This window comes from Crocinitomix algicola, from assembly GCF_001661595.2.
Lineage (GTDB): Bacteria > Bacteroidota > Bacteroidia > Flavobacteriales_D > Crocinitomicaceae > Crocinitomix > Crocinitomix algicola.
The window spans coordinates 84,250-98,301 of sequence record NZ_LYPF02000001.1 but is presented as its reverse complement, the minus strand read 5'-3'; the positions used below and the strand labels follow the sequence as shown (position 1 = coordinate 98,301).

Genomic DNA, 14,052 nt, shown 5'->3' with positions numbered 1-14,052 from the left:
CACAAAAAAAGAAAGAACTTATAATTGATTTGATTTAGGCTTAAAGAAAATTTAATTCATTGTCTAAAATTCAAATTAAAGGCCTTAGTTTTGCGAATAAAATTATTACGATGCCAAAGATTTCAAATAAAGGGCTAGAAATGCCTCAATCACCAATTCGTAAATTGGTTCCTTTTGCTGAAGCTGCAAAAAAAGCAGGAAAACATGTATTTCATTTAAATATCGGACAACCCGATATCGCAAGTCCTGCTGTTGCTTTGGACGCAATAAAAAAAATTGATCGCTCTGTAATTGAATACAGCCATTCGGCCGGTTTCGAATCATATCGTAGCGGATTATCAGCGTATTATAAACGAAACAATTTGGATATTTCGAAAGAAGACATCATTGTAACCACGGGAGGATCGGAAGCTCTGACTTTTGGATTTATGACTTGTTTTAATCCAGGCGATGAAGTTATAATTCCTGAACCGTTTTACGCAAACTACAATGGTTTTGCTAAAACTGCAGGTATTAAAATCGTTCCAGTTACAGCTAAAATTGAAGAAGGTTTTGCATTGCCCCCAGTTGCCGATTTTCAAAAATTGATTACTGAAAAAACAAAAGGAATAGTAATTTGTAATCCGGGGAATCCAACTGGATACCTCTATTCCCAATCGGAATTGGAGCAGTTAAGGGATATTGTAAAAAACAACGACCTTTATTTGTTTGCTGACGAAGTTTATCGTGAGTTTTGCTATGACGGCGCAACACCTTTTTCTGTAATGAGCCTAAATGGCATTGAAGAAAACACAGTGCTTATTGATTCAGTTTCAAAACGCTACTCCATGTGCGGGGCAAGAATTGGAGCCTTAATCTCTAAGAATAAGGAAGTGATGAGTACGGCTTTGAAATTTGCTCAAGCTCGTTTATCACCTCCAACATTAGCTCAAATTGCCAGTGAAGCAGCGTTAAACACGCCACAATCTTATTTTGATGACGTAATTGAAGAGTATGTAGAACGTAGAGATATTACTGTAGATGGTTTAAATTCGATCGAAGGCGTTTTCTGCCCGAAACCAAAAGGTGCGTTTTATTGCATTGCAAAACTTCCAATTGATAGTTCTGACAAATTTTGTCAATGGTTATTAGAATCTTTTGACTTAGATGGAAATACAGTAATGATGGCCCCTGCGAGTGGTTTTTATGCAACACCAGGTCTAGGTAAAGATGAAGTAAGAATTGCCTATGTTTTAGAAAAAGAAGCCTTAAAAAAAGCTGTAAAATGCATTGAAGAAGCTTTAAAAGTTTACCCTGGTAGGACGACTAAATAAGTCCAGCACTGCTTTATATAGGAATGATTACATATCTTTATACGAAGGTGTGGATTGTTTACGTTATGGTTATAAATGTTCCAAAAGTTGTGGCTCATATTTCTCGTTTTCACTTCTTGGCAAACGTCTGCGCAAGAATTTAAAACGGTGTTTTACCATTTAGACAAAGTGTCAATAAAAGGGAAATATTACGTTGACAGCTTAAAATCTATAAAAGAATATAAAACCATACTCAATGAATTTAACATGAACGGGTTCGTGGGAGTATACCCCACGGATACCGTTTTCAAAAAAAATCAAATTCACTACTATTTCAAAGCGGACAAAGTATACAAAAAAGTAAAATTACAACCCCAAAACGCTTTACAATCCCCCCAACTTAATCGCTCGCTTTACGGAACAATAAATAGTATTAACGATGAGATTGTAACACTCGAAGACAATGGTTTTCCATTCGCTCAAATTAAAATCCTCAAACAATCAGAAGGTGATGAAGAACTGATATTGCATTATAAAATTGATTCAGGAAGCTTTTTTATCATTGATAAAATTCACATAAAAAGTAAATCAGACTTCCATGAGAAAACAGTGCTTGGAATTTTAGGTTTAAAAACGGGCGACCCGTACAACGAAGGTAAAATACGCAAAATTCCTGAGATACTTAAGAACTCTGATGTTTATACCTCTCCAAAGTCGCCTGAGGTACTTTTTAGAGAAGGAAAAGCTGAAATATTTGTTTATATTGATAAAAAAAAGTCGAGTTCGGCAGACGGTTACGTCGGTTTTCAGCAAGATCAAACTACACAAGAATTAACCTTAAATGGTTATGTCAATCTTGCTCTTAAAAATGCACTAAATCGTGCGGAAACCATACATTTAAACTGGAAGAACAACCCTGATCAATCACAAAACTTAAATGCTATTTTCGAATATCCTTACCTACTTGGGACTCCTTTAGGAATTGGAACAAACCTTGATTTACAAAAACAAGATTCGACTTTTGTACGTTCAAATATAATGTTTGAATTAATTTACAATAACCCACAATTTAGAATTAGCATTTTTGATCAAATCGAAAATTCTACAACGTTGGGCGATGCTGTAAATAATGAATTTAGAGATTATTCAAAAAACACTATTGGTGCAACATTTTTTTATCGTCCTTTTCTACCTGAGGCGCTATCATTTTATCATCCAACTATAAGTCTTTCAGCGGGTGTTTTCAATTATAGAGCGGATACTCTCGATCAGAATAGTGAACAAATTGCAAATAGAAAGTACAGCTCAAAGTATAGTCATAAAATTGATTTTTTAAATTTCTTCCATCTCAATAATTCACTCCATTTTCAAGGCATTAACTCCTCAATTGGATTAGCTAGAAATGAATATATCTACTTTGGAGGTCTTCAAACTGTGAGAGGCTTTTATGAATTAGAATTAGAAGGCCGTGAAATTTGGATTCTACAAAATGAACTGGAGTTTAAACCTGTCGAACTTTTATCGATGAAATTAATTTATGATTATGCGAATTTTAAAAACAATGAAAAACACTTTACCCACTCAATAGGGTTTGGTTTTGGGCTAATCAATAATAATAGTCAATTGGATATTATTGTAGCCAATGGAAAATTGGATAACAACCCTATTACCGTCAGTAATACGAAAATTCATATTGGTTTCAAATCAAACTTTTAACCAACGATTCTCACGTTTAAATCGTAATTTAAATTAATTAACATTTTACGATTGAATCAATAATTCTAGGTCTTTACTCGTTATCGACCATTCAGAGTAGACTTTTGATTATCTTTACAAAAAACAAGTTAAATGCGCTTACTATTTTTCACATTGACTTTGATATTAAGTCTTTATTCATTTTCTCAAAAGCCTAATTTTGTCCCTGGAGAATTATTGGTTCAATTCGCACCAAACACTAATACAACCGAATTTAAAAGATCATTTGAGCATGATCACCAAACAGTTATAAAATCAATTCATCAATTGAGTGATGTTGCAAATATTTATCGTATAAAATTCAATAATTCTGAAGTTAATTTAGATTTGTTAATTCGAAAATTACGACCTTATTCTTCTGTGGGTATTATTCAAAAAAATCATTACGTATCAAATCGAGAAACAATTCCATCAGACGAACTTTTTACAGAACAATGGGCACATAAAAATACGGGGTTAGATGGAGGCCATGTTGATGCCGATATTGACGCAACCGATGCTTGGGATATAACAACAGGAGGTCTAACAACGCACAACGATACTATTGTAGTGTGTGTATTAGAAGGTGCTGGAATTGAAATAACGCATACAGATTTATCACCAAATATTTGGAGGAACTACGGTGAAATTCCTGACGACGGTATTGATAATGACGGTAACGGATATATCGATGATTTTGATGGTTGGAACATACAAACTGATAATGATGCTGTGGGATCAGGCACTCATGGAACTCGAGTATCTGGAGCAATTGGAGCGGTAGGGAACAATGATATAGGAATTTCAGGGGTCAACTGGAACGTAAAGATAATGGCAGTTAAAGGTCAAGTTGCTAGTGATGAAGCTTCCGTAATTGAAGCTTATTCGTACCCCTTAAATATGCGAAAAATTTACAACGAAACGTTTGGAGAAAAGGGAGCCTTCGTTGTCGCAACCAATGCTTCTTGGGGAATTGATAATGGTGATGTTGAAGATTCTCCTCTTTGGTGTGCGATGTATGACACGCTTGGCAAGTACGGAATTTTAAATGTAGGAGCAACTACAAATAATAACGTAAATGTAGAAACCGCAGGTGATATGCCCACCAATTGTACAAGCGAATATTTTATTGGTGTAACAATGACCAATAACAAAGACTTAAGAGCTGGTTGTGGATTTGGAACTACTTCAGTCGATTTAGGTGCTCCTGGCAGTAATGTTAGGGTGACTTCTGCTGGAAATTCATATTCCTCAGCAAGTGGTACATCCTATGCAGCACCTGTAGTTACGGGCGCAATTGCATTAGCCTATTCGGCCCCATGTCCTGAATTTATTAGTCTTTCTAAATATGATCCAGAAGCGGCGGTACTTTTGATGAAAGATTATATTTTAAATGGTGTAGATGCCGTTCCTGGTTTAGTTGATGATGTAGCCACCGGTGGTCGATTAAATGTGAATAATACCATTAATCTTATGCTTGCTGACTGTGAAGAGGATGCTTGTATTCAACCGTTCTACCTTAGAAAATCCGAATTATCAGATACGGCAATCACTATTAGTTGGGATGGCTTTTCAACTGATTATATTTTAACGATTGCTGATGAAGATGGTTTTTCCTCAACCACTCTTATTAGTGAAGAATTTGAATTAAGAATTGACACGTTAACTCCTTGTACCAACTATACTGTTACAATTGTTGCCGATTGTGGTGGTGGCGAATTGAGTGAAGCTTCCTTCCCCATTGAATTCACCACAGATGGTTGTTGCCAAAACCCTCCCCTATTTGTTGCCGATAAAACAATAAATTCCATGAGTATTGCTTGGGAAGAGGTTTTATACGCAACGAACTATAACCTGCGCTATTCTATTTCCGGAGAAGAAGATTGGACAGAATTATTGGAAGTTGCTTCTCCAGTATTAATAACAGACTTAGATACTTGCCAAGATTATGATTTTCAAATCCACACTGTTTGTGGAGATAGTACTCGTGGTTATAGTGAATCATATATATTCAGAACTTTGGGGTGTGGTGCTTGTGTTGAAGCAGATTATTGTCCAGTTATTGGAGCCAATGATAATTTTGAATGGATTGAGTCAGTAGAAATAAATGGTGCGGTAAGAACCACAGGTGCCAATAACGGATGGTACAATGAAGGCGACCTATTAACTGCACTTACTCCGGGAGAATCGTATGAAATTAAAGTAACCCCTGGGTATTCGGGAGGAACATTCACAGAGAGACATTCTTTATTTATCGATTTTAATCAAGACGGCGAGTTTACCCCTCCACTCGAGGTTATTATTAGTGATTATAGTATCTCTGGAACAATGACGGAAACGATTACAATTCCTCCGGGTGCTGAGATTGGTATCACTAAAATGAGAATTGGAATGAGTTATGACATTGACCCTATCGCTTGTCCTGAAACAGCTTTCTCCGGTGAATATGAAGACTACTGCGTATATATTGGTCCGCAAGTTGGTATAGAAGAGTATGAGAGTTCCTTTAAAGTTTATCCAAATCCGACAAGCGACATTTTTCACATTGAATCAAACGGTCAAATCACTACTGTTCGTCTGTACGCAAATGATGGAAAACTCGTTCGAACAATCAATGACCAGTTTGAGAATGGAGTGAATGTTTCAGACTTAACTCCAGGTATTTATATTGTACAAATTACTGCTGAATCAATTGTTGAAACTCAAAAAATAATTGTGCATTAATGGGACTTTTTTCCAAAAAAAACGATTTAAATCCTGAGGATTTTTACAAAACTGATGAAGGCTATATCGTATTTACAGAAAAGTACCATCTAAAAAGAGGATACTGCTGTAAAAGTGGTTGTCGTCACTGCCCTTATGGATATGATAGGAATACAGGACAAATTCGAAAAAATAAGTAAGTTTGCACAAAATTATTCGACCAAAAGAATAGATGCAACACATAATTCATACAGAAAATCCTGATTCAAAAAAAGTACGCATTATTGCTGATTTGTTGGATCGAGGCGGTGTTATCGTATACCCCACGGATACCGTCTATGCTCTGGGATGCAGCATTCAGAATAAAAGAGCAATTGAGAAACTTGCTAAACTAAAGGGTATTAAACTAAAGAAAGCGAACTTCTCAATAGTTTTTAATGATCTCAGTCAACTTTCAGATTTTGCAAAACATATTGATCGTCCAACTTATAAAATCTTAAATAAGAATTTACCCGGTCCTTTTACATTTATTTTAGAAGCAACATCAAAAATTCCAAAACTATTTGATTCAACAAAAAAAACAATTGGTATTCGAATTCCTGATAATAATTTGGTTCGTGAAATAGTCAAAGAACTTGGACACCCTATCGTTACAACTTCTATTCATGACGAAGACGAAATCATTGAATATTCTACTGACCCGAATATAATAGCCGGAAATTGGGAAAATAAAGTTGATGCCATCGTCGATGGTGGATACGGAAATAATGTACCATCAACAGTTGTTGACTTATCAGAAGGAACTATTGAAATTTTACGACAAGGTATTGGTGAACTAAATCAATGATTCATTTTACTAACAAAGGACTATTAAAACCTTTTCACCTTGACTAAATTTCATTCGTAATTCCTTTCTATTTTTAACATTTAAAATAGAATTAATTGTGGTACTAAATTATATTTGGATTGGATTCTTTCTCATTGCCTTAGTTGTCGCAATTGTTAAAGCTAGTCTTGGAGATTTAGATGTTTTTACTGCGATAGTCAATAGTACTTTTGAAATGGCAGAAGTGGGATTCGATGTTTCAATCGGATTAACAGGAATATTATGTTTATGGCTAGGAATAATGAAAATTGGTGAAAAAGGAGGAGCCGTACAGTTTTTATCCAAAATAGTAGGACCATTTTTCAATAAACTATTTCCCGATGTCCCAAATGATAACCCGGCGCGTGGAGCAATGTTAATGAATTTCTCCGCAAATATGCTTGGACTCGATAACGCAGCAACTCCAATGGGATTAAAGGCCATGAAGGATTTGCAAGAATTAAACTCAGATAAAGACACTGCGTCAAATGCAATGATCATGTTTTTGGTGCTTAACACTTCAGGATTAACACTAATTCCTGTTGCAGTGATGAACTACCGGAATCAATTTGGGGCAGAAAACCCTTCCGATATTTTTATACCAATTTTAATCGCCACTTTTTTCGCATCTTTAATTGGATTAATAACAGTTGCTCTTTATCAAAAGATCAATTTGTTTGACAAAATAATTCTTGCATATTTAGGTGGATTAACTGCGATTATCGTAGGTCTAATATTCTATTTCAACAATCTTTCGGCCGACCAATTAAAAATTCAATCCGAATTTTTAAGCAATGTAATTCTCTACGGAATTATCTGTGGTTTTATTCTAATGGGGTTGAGAAAAAAAATCAATATTTACGAGTCTTTTATTGAAGGTGCAAAAGATGGATTTGGAATTGCCATAAAAATCATTCCTTATCTCATTGCTATACTGGTGTCAATTGGAGTTTTTAGGGCTTCTGGGGCGATGGATCTATTAATGGATGGATTAAGAGCTTTTTTCAATCTTTTTACCAGTGAAGTCGCCTTTGTGGACGGTTTACCTACTGCATTTATGAAACCCTTGAGTGGTTCAGGTGCAAGGGGAATGATGATTGAAGCTTTTAACAATTTTGGTGTAGATAGTTTTGTAGGAAAACTTACAGCAACCCTTCAAGGTGCAACCGATACCACTTTTTACATCATTGCTGTATACTTTGGTTCTGTAGGCATACGGAAAACAAGATATGCTATAAAGGCTGGTTTATTAGCAGACTTGGGGGGTGTTATCGCTGGAATTATTATCGCAACCATGTTTTTTGGGAATTCAACCGATCAATCATTCTCACCAAAATCAACAATAAAAGAATTTACGTCAAATTGGGCGAATCATCAACCGAGCAAAAACCTTTCATTAATGAATGAGAACTGCGTGTTATATGATTTAGCTTATGATACCGTAGCATACGACAAAAATGCAATCTTCCAAAAAGTCCTCCTGGTTGATTCCCTTTCAAGAATTAAATACGAATTAGGTTCAATAGTAGAAATGGGAGAAGCTCCTAATAAACAGGTTATATCCAAAATGAAAGATGAAAATGGCGTAAAAAGATTGTATCAATTTTCTTTCGAGAAAAGAAAAATAAAGAGCATTCAATATTTAGGTTCTTTCTAGTTACTTTTCACCTTAAACACCATTATATTTGTAATTATAAGAGCATAATTCATGTTTTTCAAAAAAAAGAAAAAGAATACCCCAGAAAAAGTTGAAGCAAGTGAAGTTGTAAAACTAAAACCTTTAAGATATCCTCCTAAAATTCTAATTGGCTGGGCAGAAGCAATTAGTGGTAACGAAAAGCTCAGAGATTGGTTCCTGGAAAGTGACCAATATAAAGAGTTGGGACTTACAGTACATGCTTTACTACTGAAAGATGATGCAAGAGATTGGCTTATGAAAAATGGTTTTGCTCACCTCATGGCAATGGTTAATGGTGCTGAAGGAAACCAAGAAGCAATACACTGGTTGGAAAAAGCTAATTTTCAAATTTTAAAAAATGTGGCTTTAGCAGGAGATCGTGATGACGATGCACTTAAATGGCTGATCAATAATGGACACCAAGAATTTGCAATTGTTGCTCAACGCATTCGCGTATTGAAAGATCAAATCGAAGAAAGACACAACGACATCCATTCTATTGGAAGAGACTAGTACAAACTGTACAATAAAAATAATCCATAATTATATTTTCTTTATTATTCTACTTTTAGTCCATTTCAATGGTCAAATAATTATTATATTGTCTCTTCAAAAATTAATACAAAATGACAAAAAAAGTAGGTTCAGATATTGAAATCGCTCAAGCGGCACAAATGCAACATATCGCTACTATTGCGAAAAGACTTAATATTTCAGAAGATGATTTAGAGCTCTATGGAAAGTACAAAGCTAAACTTCCTTTATCGCTAATAAATCCGAATAACATAGAAAAAAACAATTTGGTTTTAGTAACAGCTCTTACCCCTACTCCAGCCGGAGAAGGAAAAACGACAACTTCAATAGGTTTAACCGAAGGTTTAAATAAAATTGGAAAAAAAACTACCGTGGTTTTGAGAGAGCCTTCTTTAGGACCAGTTTTTGGCATTAAAGGTGGTGCAGCTGGCGGAGGATATGCTCAAGTGGTGCCAATGGAAGATATTAACCTCCATTTCACGGGTGACTTTTCAGCAATTGAAAAAGCAAATAATTTACTTTCTGCGTTAATTGATAATAACATTCAAAGTAAAACAAAGAGTTTAGGTATTGACCCGAGAACAATTGGTTGGAAACGCGTCATGGATATGAATGATCGTGCGCTCCGAGACATAGTTATCGGACTGGGTGGAACAGGTAATGGTATACCTCGAGAAGATGGTTTCAATATCACACCTGCATCTGAAGTAATGGCTATTCTTTGTATGGCTGAAAATTTTGAAGATCTTAAAGAAAGATTAGGAAATATATATATCGGGCTTACCTTTGACAAAAAACCTATTTACGCGCGGGATTTAAAAGCGGAAAACGCAATGGCAATTCTGTTAAAAGACGCTATCAAACCTAATCTGGTTCAGACATTAGAAGGTAATCCGGCAATAATTCATGGTGGACCTTTTGCTAATATTGCGCAAGGAACTAATACTATTCTTGCAACTAAAATGGGATTATCGTTATCCGATTACGTAGTTACCGAAGCTGGCTTTGGAGCAGATTTAGGAGCGGAAAAATTCTTAAATATTAAATGTGTATCAGGAGGTTTAAAACCAAAGGCGACTGTCCTTGTTGCTACCATTCGAGCTTTAAGACATCACGGTGGCGCTGTAAAAGAAGAATATAACACCGCAAGCCCTGAAAGAGTTTCTAAAGGATTAGAAAACTTGGATAAACATATCGAAAATATGCAAAAATTTGGATTAAATCCTGTTGTTGCAATTAATGCATTCCCAACTGATACAGCGGAAGAAGTAGAACTGATTCAAAAGCGATGCGCAGATAAAGGTGTAAAAGCTATAGTAGCACGAGGTTGGGCTGATGGTGGTGAGGGTATGACGGATTTGGCAAATGCTGTCGTAGAAATTGTTGAAGGAGGAAATAACGAGTTTAAACCATTATATGATTGGAATAAGTCTGTCACTGAAAAAATTGAAACCATAGCAAAAGAAATCTATGGTGCAAATGGCGTAGAATATTCTAAAAAAGCGCTAACGGACCTTAAGAAGATTGAAGATTTAGGTATTGGACATTTACCAATATGCATGGCTAAAACTCAAAAATCGTTTTCTGATAATGACAAACTAGTTGGAAGACCAACGGACTTCAACGTGAATGTACGAGAGTTTGAATTTGCAGCTGGTGCTGGATTTATTATACCTATTTTAGGAGTCATGATGAGAATGCCTGGACTACCTGCTACTCCTGCTTCAGAAGGAATGACCATAGATAATTCCGGTAAAATTTCAGGATTGTCTTAATGGATGGCTTAGCGAAATACGAAGGTTATAAATTTATAAAAGAGTCGGTGACAAAAGTTACCGACTCTTTAACTATAGAGCAACCTTTAGAAATCAATATTAACGATAAACCTTTTACCGTGGTTATGCAAACACCAGGTAATGAACTCGAATTAAGTATTGGTCTCTTATATGCCGAAAATGTTCTTCCAGCAGATTACATTCCAAATTATCAGGTCCAACGTGATGAACGAAATTTAATCAATCGAATTAATTTGGAAGTTAACCCAGATCAGCTTGGAAATGGCTATATAAGCACAAGAAGTTTATTATCGGTTTCCTCTTGTGGAATTTGCGGTAAACAATCCCTTGAAGATCTCCATGTTCCAACTGGTAACTTTCCAAGTAACACCAAAAAAGTGAGCATAAAAACCCTCCGTAAAATGCAAGAAATATTTGTAGAAAATCAACAGTTGTTTAAAGCAACTGGTGGTTGTCACGGTGTAGCAGCGTTTTCATATCAGCAAAATTTATTAGCTATTCATGAAGATATTGGGCGTCATAATGCCTTGGACAAAGTCGTTGGACAACTCATAATACAACAACTAATTACTGATGCTAAAATTCTCATGTTCAGCGGCCGTGTATCCTATGAAATTGTTTCTAAAGCTTTTAGAGCTAAAATTCCTATTATAATGGCGGTATCAGCTCCTTCTTCGCTCGCTATCGATTTTGCAAAAGAGTTCGGAATAACCATTTTAGGCTTTTCAAGAAACTCTAAGACAACCGTTTATGCGAACCCAAACCGTATTGACTTCAAATAAGCTACAATTCAACTGAGAATTCATTCCAACAGTCGAAAAATACATGTATTAGAACTTTTTTTTCATACATTCGGTCAAAAAATTTAAACAATGAAAAAATTAATATTCGGAGCTGTAATAGCTTTTACTTTCACTGCCTGCGGAGGAAGTGAAACTGCCAACGAAGAATTGGAAGAACAGATCAATGTGGAGGAAGTGATAGAATTAGAAAATGCCACAAAGAAAGTAGACGAAGGTTTAAAAGATCTGGAGGAGAATGTAAACGCGTTAAACAATGAAGTTGATTCACTTTTAAATGGTATATAAGATGAAGAAGATAATTTTAACTGTATTTGCTGCATTTTTAGCTGTAGGATTATATGCTCAAGATGGTACACTAAGAAATAAAATAAAAGGTGTAGAATCGGATAGTAAACAAGAGATTAAAAAAGTTGAAAAAGAAGGTGCTGATCAAGTAAAAGCAGCTCAAGAAGAAATTAAGCAAACTTCAGAAACTGAGATTGAAAAAACGAAAAGTCAGTTAAATAAGGAAGTTGAAGGTATTGAAAGTCAAGTAAACAACGCGCTCGAAGAAGGTCTTGACGAAACGGTAGAATCAGTAAAAGAAGAACTCGGAAAAACTGAAGAAAATGCCGATAAACAGGTTAATCAAACAGTAGAAAATGCTGGCGAAGTTACTGCTGAACGCGCAGAACAGGCTGAAATTAAGGCCAAAGAGAAAAAAGAAACCGCTGATAAAAAGGTCGCTGAAATTGAATCCTCTGTTCAAGGTACCGCTGATAAAATAGCTGCTGCTCGTGAGCGTGTTCAAGCCGCTTTAGATAAAAAAGATATCACTCTAGAAGAGGCAAATGAACGTTTTGCTAAAATTGATGCCGCTCAAGCTAAAGTTGACGCAATAAAAACTAAAATTACAGCTCAAAAAGAGAATATCTCAAATTTAGGAAACTTAATTGCAGAATAATCAATTACTCAAAGTGAGTTTAGAAAAGAGCAACTTTCCTGTTGCTCTTTTTTCTTTATTTAAAGTCATTAATTCGAACCATTATGAACGATTATGATTAACTTCAAACCATAAAATTAGAGTCATGAAAATTAGAGTTGCAATTAATGGATTTGGACGAATTGGTAGATACTTCACGCGTATTGCAATCAATCATCCTGAAATAGAAATAGTTGCGATAAATGATTTGTCAGACACATCTACTTTGGGTCATCTTTTTAAATACGATTCGGTACACGGTCGTTTTGCTGGCACTGTAAAATCTGACAAGGCGCATTTATATATTAATGACAACAAAATCAAAATGTTGAGTATTAAAAATCCAGGAGATTTACCTTGGGATGATTTATCCATTGATTATGTCATTGAATCAACAGGAGTTTTTAGAACAGAAGATGCTGCAATAAAGCACGTCAATGCAGGTGCTAAAAAAGTAATTTTAAGTGCTCCTCCGCAGTCAAACAATATTAAATCTGTCGTTTTAGGTGTCAACGATGAAATCATCAACGGTGATGAGAAAATAATTTCGAATGCCTCCTGTACGACTAATTCTGCAGCACCACTTGTTCATGTGATGAAAACGCTAGGTAAAATCGAAAGCTGCTATATAACAACAGTTCATTCTTACACCTCGGACCAACGGTTGCATGATGCTCCTCATAAAGACTTAAGAAGAGCAAGGGCTGCGGCCGAATCAATTGTTCCTACCACAACGGGAGCAGCCAAAGCAATTACCAAAATTTTCCCAGAGTTGGAAGGACATATGGGAGGATGTGGAATTCGTGTACCGGTGCCGGATGGTTCGTTAACAGATATGACCTTTATAATGGATCGTGAAATTGCTCCCAAAGACATCAATAATGCGTTCAAAGCAGCTGCCGAAAATGAACTATTAGGAATTTTGGATTACACTGAAGACCCAATTGTTTCAGTTGACATTCTTGGCAGTCCTTATTCTGCAACATTTGATTCGTTGTTGACCTCAGTTGTTGGAAGAATGGTTAAAATTGTTTCATGGTACGATAACGAAGCTGGATATTCAAACAGATTGGTGGATTTGATTATCAAACTAGGAAAGCCGAACTAAACGTTTCCTTTTTTCCTGAAGTTTATAAAAAATTCACGCCCGGCTCTTGGTGGAATTGAATTATAGGCCTGTTCCAATTTTTCAAGCTCAAAATAAGGTTCAAATAAAGTTGTATACTCTTTCTTACTCCCCCCATAGGGAGGACCTTGATCGAGAGGGAAGTCAAACAAAAGACCAATAAGTTTGCCATTTTCATTCAGTAAATCATGCATTTTTTCAACGTATAAAGTTCTCATTGAAGGTGGAATAGCACAAAAAAAGGTTTGTTCGACAATCAAATCAAACTTTTCATTTAGTTCAAAAAAATCTTTTTCAAAAATTTGATGTTTTGGAAAGCTAGGATAGCGGTTTTTGAAAACCTTTACTGCTTCTGGAGAAATTTCGACTATATGTGTATTAGAAAACCCATTTTCCATTAAATACTCTGCCTCGTATGCACTTCCGCATCCAGGTATTAAAATTCTTAATGATTTATCTTCGATTTGATCAAAATACGCTTTCAGGGGGGCAGATACAGCCCCAATATCCCATCCTGTTTCTCGATTTTTCCACCGATTATTCCAGTAATTTTTACTCAT

General features: G+C 35.6%; 13 protein-coding genes. 12 read left to right on the top strand and 1 reads right to left on the bottom strand.

Annotated features, from left to right (window positions below; all coding sequences use genetic code 11):
- The first annotated feature begins 110 nt into the window (after positions 1–110).
- From A8143_RS00430 to gap, 12 genes are all read left to right on the top strand, one after another.
- The gene (locus tag A8143_RS00430) at positions 111–1,313 is read left to right on the top strand and encodes a pyridoxal phosphate-dependent aminotransferase (protein ID WP_070136907.1); all 1,203 of its coding nucleotides are present in this window, start codon (positions 111–113) and stop codon (positions 1,311–1,313) included.
- Between the two features lie 87 nt (positions 1,314–1,400).
- On the top strand, positions 1,401–3,008 hold the full coding sequence (locus tag A8143_RS00425) for a ShlB/FhaC/HecB family hemolysin secretion/activation protein (protein ID WP_139134222.1): 1,608 nt from the start codon (positions 1,401–1,403) through the stop codon (positions 3,006–3,008).
- Between the two features lie 132 nt (positions 3,009–3,140).
- Complete coding sequence (locus A8143_RS00420; RefSeq protein ID WP_070136904.1) at positions 3,141–5,750, top strand: S8 family serine peptidase; 2,610 nt, start codon at positions 3,141–3,143, stop codon at positions 5,748–5,750.
- Entirely contained in the window at positions 5,750–5,929 is a 180-nt protein-coding gene (locus A8143_RS00415) for a DUF5522 domain-containing protein (protein WP_070136902.1), read from the top strand. The genes A8143_RS00420 and A8143_RS00415 overlap by 1 nt, the downstream gene beginning before the upstream one ends.
- A gap of 32 nt (positions 5,930–5,961) precedes the next feature.
- Positions 5,962–6,576, top strand: coding sequence for an L-threonylcarbamoyladenylate synthase (locus tag A8143_RS00410; protein ID WP_070136900.1), 615 nt, complete (start codon positions 5,962–5,964; stop codon positions 6,574–6,576).
- A gap of 97 nt (positions 6,577–6,673) precedes the next feature.
- Positions 6,674–8,251, top strand: coding sequence for a nucleoside recognition domain-containing protein (locus tag A8143_RS00405; RefSeq protein WP_070136898.1), 1,578 nt, complete (start codon positions 6,674–6,676; stop codon positions 8,249–8,251).
- 51 nt (positions 8,252–8,302) lie between these two features.
- The gene (locus A8143_RS00400) at positions 8,303–8,785 is read left to right on the top strand and encodes a hypothetical protein (RefSeq protein WP_070136897.1); all 483 of its coding nucleotides are present in this window, start codon (positions 8,303–8,305) and stop codon (positions 8,783–8,785) included.
- Positions 8,786–8,898: 113 nt separating this feature from the next.
- A complete protein-coding gene (locus A8143_RS00395) occupies positions 8,899–10,581 on the top strand; it encodes a formate--tetrahydrofolate ligase (RefSeq protein ID WP_070136895.1) in 1,683 nt (560 codons plus the stop codon).
- Positions 10,581–11,384 (top strand): formate dehydrogenase accessory sulfurtransferase FdhD, encoded by an 804-nt coding sequence (fdhD, locus tag A8143_RS00390; RefSeq protein WP_070136893.1) that lies wholly within the window; start codon positions 10,581–10,583, stop codon positions 11,382–11,384. The genes A8143_RS00395 and fdhD overlap by 1 nt, the downstream gene beginning before the upstream one ends.
- A 90-nt stretch (positions 11,385–11,474) precedes the next feature.
- Positions 11,475–11,690, top strand: a complete 216-nt coding sequence (locus A8143_RS00385; RefSeq protein WP_070136891.1) for a putative periplasmic lipoprotein — start codon at positions 11,475–11,477, stop codon at positions 11,688–11,690.
- Between the two features lies 1 nt (position 11,691).
- Positions 11,692–12,348, top strand: coding sequence for a hypothetical protein (locus A8143_RS00380; protein WP_070136889.1), 657 nt, complete (start codon positions 11,692–11,694; stop codon positions 12,346–12,348).
- A gap of 124 nt (positions 12,349–12,472) precedes the next feature.
- Positions 12,473–13,474, top strand: coding sequence for a type I glyceraldehyde-3-phosphate dehydrogenase (gene gap / locus A8143_RS00375; protein ID WP_070136887.1), 1,002 nt, complete (start codon positions 12,473–12,475; stop codon positions 13,472–13,474).
- Here gap and A8143_RS00370 read toward each other — a convergent pair.
- Positions 13,471–14,052 carry a methyltransferase gene (locus A8143_RS00370; protein ID WP_070136885.1) on the bottom strand — a complete coding sequence of 194 codons (582 nt, stop codon included), beginning with the start codon at positions 14,050–14,052 and terminating at the stop codon, positions 13,471–13,473. The genes gap and A8143_RS00370 overlap by 4 nt on opposite strands.